Annotated in this window: 15 protein-coding genes; 9 read left to right on the forward strand and 6 right to left on the reverse strand. The window is 67.4% G+C overall.

What is annotated here, in order from left to right:
• Positions 1 to 12 precede the first annotated feature (12 nt).
• Complete coding sequence (gene prpF / locus DB032_RS10340; protein WP_107799412.1) at positions 13 to 1203, forward strand: 2-methylaconitate cis-trans isomerase PrpF; 1191 nt, start codon at positions 13 to 15, stop codon at positions 1201 to 1203.
• Positions 1204 to 1210: 7 nt separating this feature from the next.
• On the opposite strand, the gene DB032_RS10345 is transcribed toward prpF, so the two are convergent.
• Positions 1211 to 2857 carry an acyl-CoA dehydrogenase family protein gene (locus DB032_RS10345; protein ID WP_107799413.1) on the reverse strand — a complete coding sequence of 549 codons (1647 nt, stop codon included), beginning with the start codon at positions 2855 to 2857 and terminating at the stop codon, positions 1211 to 1213.
• Positions 2858 to 2914: 57 nt separating this feature from the next.
• Here DB032_RS10345 and DB032_RS10350 point away from each other — a divergent pair, with 57 nt between their 5' ends.
• Both DB032_RS10350 and dapA read left to right on the forward strand, forming a co-directional pair.
• On the forward strand, positions 2915 to 3559 hold the full coding sequence (locus DB032_RS10350) for a TetR family transcriptional regulator (RefSeq protein WP_107799414.1): 645 nt from the start codon (positions 2915 to 2917) through the stop codon (positions 3557 to 3559).
• 82 nt (positions 3560 to 3641) lie between these two features.
• Positions 3642 to 4544 (forward strand): 4-hydroxy-tetrahydrodipicolinate synthase, encoded by a 903-nt coding sequence (dapA, locus tag DB032_RS10355; protein WP_107799415.1) that lies wholly within the window; start codon positions 3642 to 3644, stop codon positions 4542 to 4544.
• Positions 4545 to 4620: 76 nt separating this feature from the next.
• On the opposite strand, the gene DB032_RS10360 is transcribed toward dapA, so the two are convergent.
• Together DB032_RS10360 and DB032_RS10365 are read right to left on the reverse strand one after the other, a co-directional pair.
• Positions 4621 to 5121, reverse strand: a complete 501-nt coding sequence (locus DB032_RS10360) for a YajQ family cyclic di-GMP-binding protein (protein ID WP_019099884.1) — start codon at positions 5119 to 5121, stop codon at positions 4621 to 4623.
• 55 nt (positions 5122 to 5176) lie between these two features.
• Entirely contained in the window at positions 5177 to 6058 is an 882-nt protein-coding gene (locus tag DB032_RS10365) for a MurR/RpiR family transcriptional regulator (RefSeq protein WP_158274281.1), read from the reverse strand.
• 332 nt (positions 6059 to 6390) lie between these two features.
• On the opposite strand from DB032_RS10365, the gene DB032_RS10370 reads away from it, so the two are divergent.
• The 6 genes from DB032_RS10370 to DB032_RS10395 all read left to right on the forward strand — a co-directional run bounded on the left by DB032_RS10370 (position 6391) and on the right by DB032_RS10395 (position 13412).
• A complete protein-coding gene (locus tag DB032_RS10370) occupies positions 6391 to 7728 on the forward strand; it encodes a glutamine synthetase family protein (protein ID WP_233246677.1) in 1338 nt (445 codons plus the stop codon).
• The gene (locus DB032_RS10375; RefSeq protein ID WP_107799418.1) at positions 7729 to 9114 is read left to right on the forward strand and encodes an aldehyde dehydrogenase family protein; all 1386 of its coding nucleotides are present in this window, start codon (positions 7729 to 7731) and stop codon (positions 9112 to 9114) included.
• Between the two features lie 4 nt (positions 9115 to 9118).
• Positions 9119 to 10279, forward strand: coding sequence for an iron-containing alcohol dehydrogenase (locus tag DB032_RS10380; RefSeq protein ID WP_107799419.1), 1161 nt, complete (start codon positions 9119 to 9121; stop codon positions 10277 to 10279).
• Positions 10279 to 10989 carry a gamma-glutamyl-gamma-aminobutyrate hydrolase family protein gene (locus DB032_RS10385; RefSeq protein WP_107799420.1) on the forward strand — a complete coding sequence of 237 codons (711 nt, stop codon included), beginning with the start codon at positions 10279 to 10281 and terminating at the stop codon, positions 10987 to 10989. The genes DB032_RS10380 and DB032_RS10385 overlap by 1 nt, the downstream gene beginning before the upstream one ends.
• A 145-nt stretch (positions 10990 to 11134) precedes the next feature.
• Positions 11135 to 12673: an amino acid permease gene (locus tag DB032_RS10390; protein ID WP_199225871.1), complete on the forward strand. Its 1539-nt coding sequence runs from the start codon at positions 11135 to 11137 to the stop codon at positions 12671 to 12673.
• A gap of 100 nt (positions 12674 to 12773) precedes the next feature.
• A complete protein-coding gene (locus DB032_RS10395) occupies positions 12774 to 13412 on the forward strand; it encodes a LysE family translocator (protein WP_107799421.1) in 639 nt (212 codons plus the stop codon).
• Positions 13413 to 13488: 76 nt separating this feature from the next.
• Here the strand turns inward: DB032_RS10395 and DB032_RS10400 are convergent, their stop codons facing one another.
• The 3 genes from DB032_RS10400 to DB032_RS10410 form a co-directional block, all read right to left on the reverse strand.
• Positions 13489 to 13692, reverse strand: a complete 204-nt coding sequence (locus DB032_RS10400) for a DUF2788 domain-containing protein (protein ID WP_019099892.1) — start codon at positions 13690 to 13692, stop codon at positions 13489 to 13491.
• A 114-nt stretch (positions 13693 to 13806) separates the two neighbouring features.
• Positions 13807 to 14703, reverse strand: coding sequence for a DMT family transporter (locus DB032_RS10405; protein WP_233246678.1), 897 nt, complete (start codon positions 14701 to 14703; stop codon positions 13807 to 13809).
• A gap of 45 nt (positions 14704 to 14748) precedes the next feature.
• Entirely contained in the window at positions 14749 to 15975 is a 1227-nt protein-coding gene (locus DB032_RS10410) for an argininosuccinate synthase (protein WP_107801798.1), read from the reverse strand.
• Between the last annotated feature and the right edge of the window lie 43 nt (positions 15976 to 16018).

Consider the following 16018-nt stretch of genomic DNA (forward strand, 5'->3'; position numbering starts at 1 on the left):
GAAAAACAGCATATGACTCAGTCTGCCCAGATCCGCATCCCCGCCACCTATATGCGCGGCGGCACCAGCAAGGGCGTGTTCTTCCGTTTGCAGGACTTGCCGGAGGCCGCGCGCCGGCCGGGCGCGGCGCGCGACGCGCTGCTGCTGCGCGTGATCGGCAGCCCGGACCCTTACGGCAAGCAGATAGACGGCATGGGCGGGGCCAGCTCCAGCACCAGCAAGACCGTGATCGTGTCCCCCTCCTCCCGCCCGGGCCACGACGTCGATTATCTGTTCGGCCAGGTCGGCATAGACAAAGCCTTCGTCGACTGGAGCGGCAACTGCGGCAATCTGTCCGCCGCGGTCGGCCCCTTCGCCATCGCCGGCGGCCTGATCGATCCGGCGCGCATTCCCGCCAACGGCGTGTGCAGCGTGCGCATCTGGCAGGCCAATATCGGCAAGACCATCATCGCCCATGTGCCCATCACCGCAGGCCAGGTGCAGGAAACCGGGGATTTCGAGCTGGACGGCGTCACCTTCCCCGCCGCCGAGATCGCGCTGGAGTTCCTGGACCCGGCCGATGAAGGCGATGGCGACGGCGGCGCGATGTTCCCCACCGGCCAGTTGGTGGACACGCTGGAAGTCCCCGGCGTCGGCGTCTTCCCGGCCACGCTGATCAACGCCGGCATCCCCACCATCTTCGTCAAGGCCGCCGACATCGGCTACAGCGGCGCCGAGTCGCAGGACGCGATCAACGCCGACCCGGTGGCGCTGGCGCGCTTCGAGGCCATCCGGGCCCACGGCGCGCTGAAGATGGGGTTGATCGAAACGCTGGGAGAAATCGCCAGCCGCCAGCACACGCCCAAACTCGCCTTCGTCGCGCCGCCGGCCGACTACACCGCCTCCAGCGGCAAGCCGGTGCGCGCCGCCGACATCGACCTCCTGGCGCGGGCCATGTCCATGGGCAAACTGCATCACGCGATGATGGGCACCGCCGCGGTGGCCATAGGCACCGCCGCGGCCATCCCCGGCACCCTGGTCAACCTGGCCGCCGGCGGCGGCAAGCGCCGGATGGTGCGCTTCGGCCATCCGTCCGGCACCTTGCGCGTCGGCGCCGAAGCCCGTCAGGAAAACGGCGCCTGGACCGTGACCAAGGCGGTGATGAGCCGCAGCGCGCGGGTGTTGATGGAGGGTTGGGTGCGGGTGCCGGGCGACGCGCTCTGAGTCCGACTCAGACCGGCAAGGCGCGCTGCAGGATAGCCTCGATATCCAGCCGGCTTCCGTTCAGCGCGCCGGCCACCCGCCCCCATTGCCCGTCGTCCAAACGGCTGGCGATAAAACCCTGGGCCGAAGCCGACGGCGCATGGCGCGCCAGCAGGCAGGCCTGCGCCGTCAGCGCCAGCAATTGGGCGAAACGCCGCCCCAAAGGCTCAAGCTCGGCCGGCCTGGCGGCCATCTGGCGCAATTGCGCCAGCGCCGCCGCCAGCGCCGGCTCGCCGCCGGACAGGCCGGCCAAATCCTCCAGCAGCGCCTGCCAGGCTTCGGGCTCGCGCTGCAGCGCGCGGATCAGATCCAGGCACATCACATTGCCGGAGCCCTCCCAGATCGAATTCAACGGCGCTTCGCGATACAGGCGCGCCATCGGTCCGTCGACATAGCCGTTGCCGCCGAACACTTCCATCGCCTCGCCGCTGAGCTCCACCGCGCGCTTGCACACCCAGAACTTGGCCGCCGGCGTGACGATGCGCTTCCAACCCCGCTGCGCCGGCTCATCCTCTCGTTCAAAGGCCTCGGACAAGCGCGCCGCCAATTGCAGCGCCGCCTCGCTTTCCAGCGCCAGGTCCGCCAACACCGCGCGCATCAGCGGCTGCTCGGCCAGCCGCTTGCCGAAGGCCATGCGCCGCCGCGCGTAGGCCAGCGCCTGCACCGCGCCCTGGCGCAGCAGCGCGGCGCTGCCGATCACGCAGTTGAGCCGGGTGTAGCCGGCCATTTCGATGATGGTGGGAATGCCGCGGCCCTCCTCGCCGATCAGCACGCCCCAAGCGTCCTGGAACTCCACCTCGCAACCGGCGTTGCTGCGATTGCCCACCTTGTCCTTCAGGCGCTGGATCCGCACCGCGTTGCGCTCGCCGTCCGGCCGCCAGCGCGGCAGATAGAAGCAGCACGGCGCGCCGTCGGCGGTTTTGGCCACCACCAGATGGGCGTCGCACATCGGCGCCGACCAGAACCACTTATGGCCGCGCAGCAGGTATTCTCCGCCGCGGCCCCCGGCGCCCAAGGGCGTCGCCTGGGTGGTGTTGGCGCGCACGTCGGAACCGCCCTGCTTCTCGGTCATGCCCATGCCTATCCAGGCCGACGTCTTGCGTTCCAGCGGCAGATCGCGGCTGTCGTGAACGCGGCTGAACAGCTTGTCGCCCAGCTGCGCCCACAGCGCCGGCTCGCGCCGCAGCAAGGGAATGGCGGCCTGGGTCATCGTCGCCGGGCACAAGCTGCCGGCCTCCACCTGGCCATGCAGATAGAGGCCGGCCATCGCAGCGGTCCAGCGTCCCGGCCGCTGACTGTCGAAAGGCAGGCTCACCAGGCCTTGCTCACGATACAGCGCCAAGAACTGGTGCCAGGCCGGGTGGGAATCCACCTGGTCGACGCGACGGCCGCGGCGGTCGAAAGCCCGCAACTCCGGCGCATGGCGGTTGGCTTGCTCGGCCAGTTCGAAGCTGTCCGCCCGCCCCAGGCGCTCGCCGTAGGCGCAGAGCCCGGCCTCGGCCCAGCCCGCGTCGGCGCGCCGCAGCGCCTCGCGCAAGGCCGGGTCGCTGTCGTACAGCGAGTAATCCGCCAGTTCTTCGTACTGGTTGCTCACTTCATGGGTTTGCCAGATCATCGTTCCGTCTCCTCGCGCCGCGTTCGCGGCCATGACGAAAGTATAAGGAAAGCGGCGATGCGACATGTTCGGGTTTCCCCCACCGCGGCGCAGCAAGCCGAACAGGCCGCGCCGGCCACGCGCCGGCGTCCGCGCCAGTCGCGTTCGCGCGCCAGCCTGATCGCGCTGCAACAGGCCTTTGTTCAGGTTTTGCTCACGCGCGGCTACGCCAAAACCACGGTGCGCGAGGTGGCCGCCGTCGCCGGCGTGGCAGTCGGCACCTTTTATCAGTACGTGCGCAATATGGACGGCCTGGCCGCGCTGTGCATCCATCAGCATGTGCACGCGCTGGCCGGCGCGCTGCGCCAATGCGCCGCCGCCCGCCGCGGCGCGGATCGTCGCGATATCGCCGCCGCGCTGCTGGCCTTGCAACTGGACACGATCCAACGCCAGGCGCCGGCCTGGAACGCGCTGTTCCTGCTGGAGCGCCGGGTCTCCCCGATGGACGCCTACCGCCGCCACTACCAGCAATACGTGGACATCTGGCGCGCCGCATTGGCCGCCGCCGCCGAGCCGCCGCCGCGGCTGGACGCCGCCGCGCGCATGGCTCACTGTCTTTGCTACGGAAGCATTTCGCAGGCCTTGCTGACCCAAGGGCCGACCGCGGATCTCGCGGCCCTGCGCCCGGAATTGGAAGCGGCGCTCAAGGCCTGCCTGGGCTGAAACCGCGGGAAAGGCGTCGCAATAAGGAGTAGAATCGGCCCCAGCCGCCGCCAAGGCGGCCAAGAAGAACAAAGGAAGCAAAATGACAGAACATTGGGGCAAGGTGCTGACCGCCATGGTCACGCCCTTCGACGAAGCCGGCCGGCTGAATCTGGACGCGGCGCGGCAACTGGCCAGACATCTGGCGGCCAACGGCAGCGACGGCCTGGTGGTGGCGGCCACCACCGGCGAGGCGCCAACGCTGAGCGACGAGGAACGCCGCGATCTGGTGCGCGCGGTCAGCGAGGCGGTGACCATCCCGGTGCTGGCCGGCACCGGCAGCAGCCACACCGAACACGCGATCGCGCTGACGCGCGAGGCCTCCAGCCTGGGCGCCGCCGGCGTCTTCGTGGTCGGCCCCTATTACAACCGCCCGCCGCAAGCCGGCATCGAAGCCCATTTCCGCGCGGTGGCCGCGGCCACCCGGCTGCCGCTGATGGTCTACGACGTGCCGGGCCGCACCGGCCGCCGCATCGCCGCCGACGTACTGCTGCGGCTGTTCCGCGAGGTGGACAATATCGTCGCCTTCAAGGACGCCACCGGCGACCCGGCCGCGGCGGCCGCGCTGTTGGCCGCCGCCGGCGAGCACTTCTCGCTCTACTCCGGCGACGACGCGCTGACCCTGCCCTTGCTGGCGGTGGGCGCGGTGGGCGTGGTCGGCACCTCCACGCACTGGACCGGGCCGGAGTTCGCCCGCATGATCGCCGCCTTCGAACAGGGCGACACGGCGCAGGCGCGGCGCGTCAACGCCGGCTTGCAGGAATCCTTCGCCTTCTCCAACACCGACGCTTCGGTGTTTTCGATGTCGGTGAAAGCCATGCTGCGGGTGCAGGGTCTGCCGGTGGGCCAATGCCGGCTGCCGCTGCCGCCCACCGGCGCCGCCGAGGAGGAACAGGCGCGGCTGGTATGGGAGCGGCTGCAGCTGCGCCGCGCCGCCGCCTGTTAAAGCGGAACGGCAATGAAAAAAGGAGCCTGTCGGCTCCTTTTTTCATTTCGCGCGTGTTCATGTCGCGCGACGGCGTTCAATCGCGGAAGTTGTTGAACTGCAGCGGGAAGCCGTTTTCCTTGTCGTCGGCGATTTCCTTGCGCATCAGCGCGATGCATTCCTGCAGCACGTCGCGCTTGGCGCCGGACACGCGCACCGCTTCGCCCTGGATGCTGGCCTGCACCTTGAGCTTGGCGTCCTTGATCAGCTTGACGATTTTCTTGGCCAGGTCGGACTCCAGCCCTTCTTTCACCGTCAGCACTTTCTTCACCTTGTTGCCGCTGACTTTTTCCAGCTTGCCGTACTCCATGCAGCGCACGTCCACGCCGCGCTTGGACAGCTTGTTCACCAGAATGTCGTTGACCTGGTCCAGTTGAAACTCGGCGTCGGCGTACAAGGTCAGTTCCTTGTCTCCGGTTTCGATGCGGGCGTCGCTGCCCTTGAAGTCGTAACGGGTGGACACCTCTTTATTGGCTTGCTCCACGGCGTTGCGCACTTCCACCTTGTTCACTTCGGACACGATATCGAAAGACGGCATGAAATATTCCTAATAATGCTTGATGCCGACATTTTAGAGGCTGGCTCCGCCCTTGTCACTCGGCCGCCCGTTGGTTGCCCTCGCCGCCTTCGCCCAAACGCGCCCGCATCGCTTCCACCTCCTTGAGCCGGCCGCTGATGCGGTCCCAATGCCGCGCGTTCAAGGCGGCGATCACCGCGTCCACCAGCATCATCAGCGGCGTGTTGCTGTCCCAGCCGGCCGGTCCGGCGGTGTGCGCCGCCAAGGTGTAGCGCGCCACGCGCGCCACCGGCGACAGCCACTGATCCGTGAACAGCAGCACGCTGGCCTTGCGCTGCGCCGCCATTTCCGCGATGCGCAGCGCGTCGTCCCAGTAGCGGCGGATGTCGAAGATCACCAGCACGTCCGGCCGGCCCATGTCCACCAGCGAATCCGCCCAGCTTGCCGGCACCCCGCGCAAATGCACCACGTCCGGCCGCACCACTTTCAGATGGTGGCAAAGATAGGCCGCCAGCGGATCGGTCAGCCGCCCGCCCAGCAGCCAGATCCGGTGCTTGCGCTCGCCCAGCAGGTCCACCGCGCCGTCGAACTCGGCGCGCGGCACCTGGGCCGCGGTCTGGCGCATCAGCTCGGCGATGCGCTCGGCGTGGCTGGCCAGAAAATCATGGTCTCCCTGCAACTGTCCCGGATCATGGCGCATCAGCGGCGATTGCAAGCGCAATTCCAGTTCTGCGCGCAGCGCGGACTGGAAGGCGGCGTAATTGTCGAAACCCAGCTTGCCGATCAGGCGCAGCACCGTCGGGCCGCTGACGTCGGCGCGCTGCGCCCATTGCGCGATGGTTTCCAGGCCGGCCACCGGGTAGTTGGCCAGCAGCGCCCGTCCCACCTTGCGTTCGGTAGGAGTCAGCGCTTCAAACAGCGCGCGGACTTGTTCCGCGATCGAGCGGCTTTGGCTCATTCTGTTGCCCCTTTGGCGATGCACGACTGCCCTCGTGCCGCGCAGCATAACAGCGCCGGTGTAAAAACGGCATTGTGTCATTGCGCCCACACTGCCGCCCTGATTCTAATATTTATTACAAATTTGGCTTGATTCATTTTTTTTTAACGAATAATACTACCCAAACAACATGGCGGCGACAAAAAAGCAGCCCGCAAGGCAGCGATAAATCACCGCCAAAACAGACAGTTGCAAGCCAGACGATGAACGCTCGGCCGGTATCGGGGAAGTTAGACCGCGGCAATCAGGGAGAGACAGCGATGGAAGCACGCGACGTAAAGACAATCGCGGATTTGAAGGTTTTGATCGAAGAACGCCGCCTGAGTCAGATCAAGGTGGGCCTGGTGGACATGGACGGGGTGATGTGCGGCAAATACATGTCGCGCGACAAATTCCTGTGCGCCCTGGAAGGCGGCTTCGGCTTCTGCGACGTGGTGTTCGGCTGGGACGTGGGCGACAAGTTGTACGACAACACCCTGCTCACCGGTTGGGGCCGCGGCTACGGCGACGCCGAGGTGCGGCTGATTCCCGAATCCTGCCGCGACCTGCCGCTGGAAGGCGATATGATCTTCGTCCAGGGCGAGGTGGTGGGCCGGCTGGAAAGCCTCTGTCCGCGCGGCCTGCTGCGCCGGGTGCTGGAGCGCGCGCGCGACATGGGCTTCGACGTGCTGGCCGGCTTCGAATACGAGTTTCTGGCGGTGGACGAAGACAACGACGCACTGCAGCAGCGGCTGTACCAGCACCCCAAGCCGCTGGGCAGCGGCGCCTTCGGCTACTCCATTCTGCGCAGCTCGGTAAACACCGACTTCTACCGCGCGCTGCTGGACCTGTGCGAACAGATGCAGATGCCGATCGAAGGCCTGCACGAGGAAACCGGACCCGGCGCGCTGGAAGCCGCGCTGTGCGTGGACAACGCCTTGCGCGCCGCCGACAACGCCGTCTGTTTCAAGACCTTCTCCAAGGTGCTGGCGGAGAAACAGGGCCGCATGCTCTGCTATATGGCCAAGTGGCACCAGGAGCAATCCGGCCAGGGCGGCCACATCCATATCTCGCTGCGCCGCCGCGACGGCGGCGACAGCGCCTTCCACCAGCCGGGCCGCGAACACGCGATCAGCGACGCGATGCGCCACTTCATCGGCGGCATCCAGCGGCTGATGCCGGAATTCATGAGCCTGGCCGCGCCCACGGTCAACAGCTTCCGCCGGCTGGTGCCCGGCTATTGGGCGCCCACCAGCTCGCTATGGGGCGTGGACAACCGCACCGTGGCCATCCGCGCGATTCCCGGCAGCGCCAAATCGCAACGCGTCGAATACCGCCTGCCCGGCGCCGACAGCAACCCCTATCTGGCGCTGGCCAGCGGCCTGGCCGCCGGCCTCTACGGCATCGAACACCGGATCGAGCCGGAAGAACCGGTCAGCGCCAACGGCTATCTGCTGGACGCGCCGCCCCATTTGAAACTTCACCGCACCTTGTGGGAGGCCGCTCAGGCGCTGCGCGGCTCCGCCGCCGCCCGCGACTGGTTCGGCGACGACTTCGTCGATCACTTCGCCGCCACCCGCGAATGGGAGGAACGCGAGTTCCAGCGCCATGTCACCGACTGGGAATTGAAACGCTACTTCGAGATCATCTAAATGAGCGAAAACTACTCCGTCATCACCCCGCTGGACGGTTCCACCCTGCTGCAGCGCGGCTACACCAGCCCGGTCCAGACCCAGGCCGCGCTGGACGCCGCCCGCGCCGCCCAGGCCGGCTGGCGCGCCACGCCGCTGGCCGAACGCAAGGCTTTGATCGGCCGGGCGGTGGACTGGCTGATCGCCCACAAGAGCGACTGCGCCGACGCCGTCACCCGCCAGATAGGCCGGCCCATCCGTCAGTCCCCCGGCGAGATCGGCGGCCTGGCCGAGCGCGCGCGCCATATGCTGGACATCGCCGAGGAGGCCCTGGCCGACCTCCACCCCGCGCCCAAGCCCGGCTTCGAGCGCTGGCTGCGCCGCGAACCGCTGGGCACGGTGCTGGTGCTGGCGCCGTGGAACTACCCCTTCCTCACCGCCATCAACACCATCGCGCCGGCGCTGGCCGCCGGCAACTGCGTGCTGCTCAAGCATTCCTCGCAAACCCCGCTGATCGCCGATCTGTTCCGCCAGGCCTGCGCCGCCGCCGGCCTGCCCATCGGCGTGTTCCAGACCCTGGAGCTGGACCATGCCGCCACCTTGAAACTGACTGCCGCGCCGGAGATCGACTTCGTCGCCTTCACCGGTTCGGTCAGCGGCGGCCGCGCGGTGCAAAGGGCGGCCGCCGAGCGCTTCATCGGCGTCGGCCTGGAGTTGGGCGGCAAGGACCCGGCCTATGTGCGCGCCGACGCCGACCTGCCGGCGGCGATAGAAAACCTGGTGGACGGCGCTTTCTTCAATTCCGGCCAGTCCTGCTGCGGCATCGAACGCATCTATGTGCAACGCCAGCGCTACCGCGACTTCGTCGACGGCTTCGTCGAGCTGACCCGGACCTATCGCTTCGGCCATCCGCTGGACCCGGACACCAATCTGGGGCCCATGGTGCGCGCCGGCGCCGCAGACTTCGTGCGCGGCCAGATCCAGGCGGCGCTGGCCGCCGGCGCGCGCGCGCTGATTCCGGCCGGCCATTTCGCCGCCGACGCGCCGGGCAGCGCCTATTTGGCGCCGCAAGTGCTGGTGGACGTGGACCACGCCATGAGCGTGATGCGCGAGGAGAGCTTCGGCCCGGTCATCGGCATCATGGCGGTGGACTCCGACGAGGAGGCGCTGCGGCTAATGAACGACAGCGCCTACGGCCTGACCACATCGATCTGGACCGCGGATCGCGACGCCGCCGTCCGCCTGGGCCAGCAACTGGAGACCGGCACCGTGTTCATGAACCGCTGCGACTACCTGGACCCGGCCCTGGCCTGGACCGGGGTCAAGGACACCGGCCGCGGCGTGTCCTTGTCCGTGTTGGGCTATCAGCAGCTGACCCGGGTCAAATCCTTCCATCTCAAGGGGTAAGGCGATGCAACTGCAAGGCAACTGGAATTATCCGACCAGCATCCGCTTCGGCGCCGGCCGCGCCGTGGAGCTGCCGGCGCTGTGCCGCGAACTGGGCATGCGCCGCCCGCTGCTGGTCACCGACCCCGGCCTGGCCAGGCTGCCGATGCTGGCCCGGCTGCGGAACTTGCTGAGCGACGCCGGCCTGGAGACGGCCTTGTTCAGCGATATGCGCCCCAATCCGGTGGGCCGCGACGTCGACGCCGGGGTCGCCGCCTTCCGCGACGGCCGCCACGACGGGGTGGTCGCCGTCGGCGGCGGCAGCGCGCTGGACGTGGGCAAGGCCATCGCTTTGATGTCCGGACAAAAACGCCCGCTGTGGGACTTCGAGGACGTGGGCGACAACTGGCTGCGCGTCGATCCCGCCGGCGTCGCGCCCACGCTGGCGGTGCCCACCACCGCCGGCACCGGCTCCGAGGTGGGACGAGCGTCCTTGATCATCGACGAGGCCGCGCACCGCAAGGTCATCATCTTCCACCCGGCCATGCTGCCCAAGCTGGTGCTGGCGGACCCGGAACTGACCGTCGGCCTGCCGCCGGCGCTGACCGCCGCCACCGGCGTCGACGCGCTGGTGCACAATCTGGAAGCCTTCTGCTCCCCGTTCTATCACCCCATCGCCCAGGGCGTGGCGCTGGAAGGCATGCGGCTGGCGCACGACTGGCTGCCGGCGGCCCACGCCGACGGCGGCAATCTGGAAGCCCGCGCCCAGATGCTGTCCTGTTCCATCATGGGCGCCACCGCCTTCCAGAAAGGCCTGGGCGGCGTGCACGCGCTGGCGCATCCCATCGGCGCGGTGTTCGACACCCACCACGGCCTGGCCAACGCCGTGCTGCTGCCCTATGTGCTGGTGCGCAACCGGCCGGCGATAGCCGAACGGCTGAGCGCCGCCGCCCGCTACCTGGGCCTGGCCGACGCCGGCTTCGACGGTTTCCTGGCCTGGGTGCTGCAATTGCGCGCCGGCCTGGGCATTCCGCACACCCTGGCGGAGATCGGCATCGGCGCGGACGCCGCCGCCGACATCGGCCGCATGGCCAAGGCCGACCCCAGCGACGGCGGCAACCCCTTGCCCCTGTCCGCCGACGACTACCGCGCGATCTTCCTCGCCGCGCAGCAAGGCAGGCTGTGATGAGGCGCCCGCTGATCGGCCTGACCACCTACCCGGCCACGCCCGAGCACGGCTATCACACGCCGCTGGAATACGTGGCGGCAGTGGTGCGCGCCGGCGGCGCGCCGGTGCAATTGCCGGCGCTGGGCCCGGAGATGGTGGACGGCTGGCTGGACAAGCTGGACGGCGTGGTGCTGATCGGCGGCGGCGACATCGATCCGGCCCGCTTCGACCGCGACGGCCACCCGACCATTTACAACCTCAGCCCGGAGCGCGACGCCACCGAAATCGCGCTGGCGCGCGCGCTGCTGCAACGCAAGCTGCCGACGCTGGCGATCTGCCGCGGCCTGCAAATCCTCAACACCGTGCTGGGCGGCAGCCTGCACCTGCACCTGCCGGACGTGGTGGGCGAGGCCGTGCCCCATCGCGCGCCGCCGCGCGTGCCGACGCCGCACCCGGTGCGCGTCGCCGCCGATTCCTGCCTGGCGGGCCTGATCGGCACCGAAGTCCTCACCCAGTCCTGGCACCACCAGGCGATAGACCGCCCCGGCCACGGCGTGGTGCCGGTGGCCTGGGCGCCGGACGGCGTGATCGAGGCGATAGAAATCGCCGACTTTCCCCAGTTGATCGCGGTGCAATGGCACCCCGAGCTCTCCGCCGAGCGCGACAGCGGCCAGCAAAGGCTGTTCGACGCGCTGGTCACCATGAGCGGAACGCCGCCGCCCGGCTGAGCGCCGCCGCGCCTCGCTTCCTAAATAGACACGAAGCCCGGATCACCGGGCCAGGGCCCGGCCGGCCTCCGCCGCCGTTCGGGCGCCGGCGCGTACGCGCGCCTAGGCGGAAAACCACAGACATGCACAATGAGAGAGGAACATCATGGAACCAGTTAGGCATGAGTCCGCGCCCGTCGGCGAGGACGAGAAACTGTTGCACAGCATGGGTTACGCTCAGGAGTTGTCCCGACGCATGAGCGGCTTTTCCAACTTCGCCATCTCCTTTTCCATCATCTGCGTGCTGGCCGGCGGCATCACCGCCTTCCCGGCCGGACTCAGCGCCGGCGGCGGCGCGGCCATCGGCATAGGCTGGCCGGTGGGCGCGCTGTTCGCCGCCATCGTCGCCGCGGCCATGGCCCAGATCGCCTCCGCCTACCCCACCGCCGGCGGGCTTTACCACTGGGCGTCCATTCTGGGCGGCAAGGGCCTGGGCTGGACCACCGCCTGGATCAATCTGCTGGGACTGATCTTCGTCACCGCCGCGGTCAATTTCGGCGTTTACGACCCCTTCTTCAAAACCCTGGTCGCGCCGCTGCTGGGCCTGAATCCGGAACAGCTGGGCTGGGGCCATCAGACCTTGTTCCTCGCCGTGGTGGCGCTGAGCCAGGCCTGGCTCAACCATCTGGGCATCAAGCTCACCACCCGGCTGACCGATCTGTCCGGCTATCTGATCTTCGTCGTCACCCTGGCCTTGGTGGTGTCGCTGCTGATCTACGCGCCTGGACCGCTGGACTTCTCCCGCTTGTGGACCTTCCACAATTACAGCGGCGCCGACGGCGGCGCCTGGCCGCGGATGGACAACACGGTGATGGTCTTCCTGGCCGGCCTGCTGCTCACCGTCTATACCCTGACCGGCTACGACGCCTCCGCCCACACCTCGGAGGAGACCCGCGAAGCGGCGCGCAACGTGCCCAAGGGCATCTTGCGCTCGGTGCTGTGGTCCGGCGTGTTCGGCTATCTGATGATCTGCGCCTTCGTGCTGGTGCTGCCGGACCTGGGCGCCGGGGTCAAGGCCGGCATGGGCTTTTTCGATCTGCTGCTGAGCGCGCTGCCGCCGGCCTTGAAGGCGGCGCTGGGCATAGGCATCTTTCTGGTCAACTATCTATGCGGCCTGGCCTGCCTGACCTCCACCTCGCGCATGATGTACGCCTTCGCCCGCGACGGCGGCCTGCCGGCCTCGCGCTGGCTGCGCCAGGTGCATCCGCAACACCGCACTCCGGGCCCGGCGATCTGGGTCAGCGCCGCGCTCGCCATTGCCGCCACCTTGTACGGCGACGCCTTCCTGGTGCTGTCCACCGGCGCCGCGGTGTTCCTGTACATCTCCTACATCCTGCCGTCCGCCGCCGGCCTGTTCGCCGAGGGCCGCAGCTGGACCCACAAGGGGCCGTTCGATCTGGGCCGGGCATCCAAACCCATCGCCGCGCTGGCCACGCTGGGCGGCGCGGTGCTGGTCTTCGTCGGCATCCAGCCGCCGAATGAGAAGGTCTTGTACCTGACCGTCGCGCTGCTGCTGGTGCTGGCCTTGTTCTGGTTCGCGCTGGGCGTGCGCAAGCAATTCAAGGGACCGCCCACCGGCCAGCGCATCCAGGGCCATCAAGCGCACATCCGCGAAATCGAAAGCGCGCTGGACGAGGCCGGCTGAACGCGCAGTCCAAAGGGAGACCGGCGCGGCCGGACAAAGCGCTTGTCTCCCGGCGGCAAATGCGGAATCATCCGGACACGAACCACCGCCAGAGAAGCCCATGCTCGTCACCCCGGAACAATTGCTCGCCTTCACCGCCGCCGCGATGCTGATCACGCTGTCGCCCGGCCCGGACAATCTGATGGTGCTGAGCCAGGGCATCTCCCGCGGCCGCCGCCAGGGCATGGCCTTCGGCCTGGGCTGCGCCTTGGGCTGCCTGAACCACACGGTGCTGGCCGCGCTCGGCGTCAGCGCGCTGATCGCCGCCTCCCCGCTGGCCTTCACGCTGCTGAAGTTCGCCGGCGGCGGCTATCTGATCTATCTGGGCTGGCAGGCGCTGCGCAGCCCCGGCGCCAGCTTCCAGGCCGCCGCCGCCGGGCGGGACGCCACGCCGCTGGCCGCCACCTTCCGCAAAGGCCTGATCGCCAATGCGATCAACCCCAAGGTGGTGCTGTTCTTCCTCGCCTTCCTGCCGCAATTCGTCAACCCGGCCCAGGGTCCGGCCGGGCTGCAGATCGCCGCGCTCGGCCTGGTCTTCACGCTGCAAGGCGCGCTGATCTTCGGCTGCCTCGGCTATTTCTCCGGCACCATCGGCCAATGGCTGTCCAAGAGCCGCCGCGCCAGCCAGTGGCTGGACCGCGTCGCCGGCAGCGTCTTCATCGCGCTGGGCTTGAAGCTGATACTGGACCGCGGTCACTAGAGGCGTCGCACGCTTTCCGTAGGCGATAAAAAAGCCGGCAAGCGCGCTTGCCGGCCGTTCGCTGTCTCGCGAGCCTTCATTTCTGGATCAGGAACTCCACCAGCACATTCTTGAACAGGAAGCCGGACACGCCGAAGCCCAGTACCAGGAACAGGATGAACATGCCCATCTTGCCGGCCTGAGCCTTCTTGCCCAGGTCCCAGATGATGAAGCCCATGAAAATGATCAGGCCGCCCAGGCACACGATCATGGAAATATTGGTGAATTGTTCTTCCGACACTTGTTATCCTTTGCGTCCACAGCAGATCACGGACCGGCGGGGTCTTAGCGATGCGCCCCGCCTGGCCGTAATAAGATACTCGCCATCGCCCTCCGGCTCAATGCCCGCGCGCGCCTATCGGCGCCAGCGCAACCTCTGCAACACCAGGGCGACGCCCAGCGCGGCCAACAACATGCCGCCCACCGCCAGCAGACTCAATTGCTCGTCGAACAGCCACCAGGCCTGCACCGCAGCCAGACCCGGCGTCAGATAGAAATAGCTGGCCACCTTGCTGACATCGCCGTCTTTCAACATGCGCATCAGCAGCAGGATGGCGAGCACCGACAGCGCCAGCACGCTCCAGCCCAGGGCCAGCGCCAGTTGCGCGTTCCAGTGGATGGCCTCGCCGCGCTCCAGCCCCAGCGCCAGCGCGCCGGTAATCAGAAAGGCCGCCAGGTATTGATGGAAGGCGCCGGTCAACGGATGCACGCCCTGGCCAAAACGCTTCTGGTACAAGGTGCCGGCGGTGATCGCGCACAAGGCCAGCGCGGTCAGCCACAGGCCGGGATTGGCGCCTAACTGCAAGCCCTTGCCGCCCAGCACCACCAGCAGCGCGCCGCCAAAGCCTGTCGCCAGGCCCAGCCATTGCATGCGGCTCAGCCGCTGCTCGCCCATCAGCCAGCTCAGTATCGCGGTCAGTATCGGCTGCAGGCCGACGATCAGCGCGGTGATGCCGGCCGGCACCGCCAGCTTGATGCCGGCGAAGCTGGCGCCCAGATAAAGGCCGTGCAGCATCGCGCCGCAAGCCCATTGGTGCTTGGCCGCCGCCAGGCCCGGCCAGGCGGGCCGGAAGCAGGCGATCAGCGCGCCGAAGCACAGCAGGGTCAGACCCATCCGTATCGCCAAAAAGGTGAACGGGCCGATGAAAGGCAGGCCTAGTTTGGCGCCGATGAAGCCGGTGCTCCACAGCAGCACGAAGGCCCAGGGGATCCAGGCATTGGATCGATGATTGGTTTCCATATTTTGCGTCATTAAAAAAAGCCCCCTGCGGGGGCTTTTGGGGTCCAACGCGGCGCTTTAGCCGCGTTTCTGTTTGGCGTTGCCGGCAATCCGCATCCGCAACGCGTTCAGGCGGATGAAACCGGCCGCGTCGGCGTGATTGTAGGCGCCGCCGTCTTCGTCGAAGGTGGCGATGGCGGGGTCGAACAGCGAGTCGGTCTTGGATTCGCGGCCCACCACGATCACATTGCCCTTGTACAGTTTCAGCCGCACCCAGCCGTTGACCGTGGCCTGGGAGGCGTCGATCATGCCTTGCAGCATCAGACGCTCCGGGCTCCACCAGTAGCCGGTGTAGACCAGCTTGGCGTACTTGGGCATCAGTTCGTCCTTCAGGTGGGCCACTTCGCGGTCCAGGGTGATGGATTCGATCGCGCGGTGCGCCTTCAACATGATGGAGCCGCCCGGGGTTTCGTAGCAGCCGCGGGACTTCATGCCCACATAGCGGTTTTCCACGATGTCCAGCCGGCCGATGCCGTGCTTGCCGCCCAGGCGGTTCAGCTCGGTCAGCACCTGGGCCGGGCTCATCGCCACACCGTTGATCGCGGTGATGTCGCCCTTCTCATAGCTCAGCTCAATGTATTCGGCCTGGTCCGGCGCGTTCTCCGGGCTCACCGTCCACAGCCACATATCCTCTTCCGGCTCCGCCGCCGGGTCTTCCAGCACCGTGCCTTCATAGGAGATGTGCAGCAGATTGGCGTCCATCGAATACGGGCTGCCGCCGTTCTTCTTCTTGCTGATGTCGATGCCGTGGGTTTCCGCGTAGTTCAGCAGTTTTTCCCGCGACAGCAGATCCCATTCGCGCCACGGCGCGATCACCTTGACGTCCGGCTTCAGCGCGTAATAGCCCAGCTCGAAGCGCACCTGGTCGTTGCCCTTGCCGGTGGCGCCGTGAGACACCGCGTCGGCGCCCACCTGATTGGCGATCTCGATCTGGCGCTTGGCGATCAACGGCCGCGCGATCGAGGTGCCCAGCAGGTACTCGCCTTCGTAAACGGCGTTGGCGCGGAACATCGGAAACACGAAGTCGCGGACAAATTCCTCGCGCAGATCGTCAATGAAGATGTTTTCCGGCTTGATGCCCAGCGACACCGCCTTCTTGCGCGCCGGTTCCACTTCTTCGCCCTGGCCAATGTCGGCGGTGAAGGTCACCACCTCGCATTGATAGGTATCCTGCAGCCACTTGAGAATTACCGAAGTATCCAGACCGCCGGAGTAAGCCAGTACCACTTTCTTGATGTCAGACATTTTGTATTCTTTCAAATCCATTGATTGCCGGATCCGGCCCGCG

This window comes from Chromobacterium sp. Panama (genome assembly GCF_003052555.1).
Lineage (GTDB): Bacteria > Pseudomonadota > Gammaproteobacteria > Burkholderiales > Chromobacteriaceae > Chromobacterium.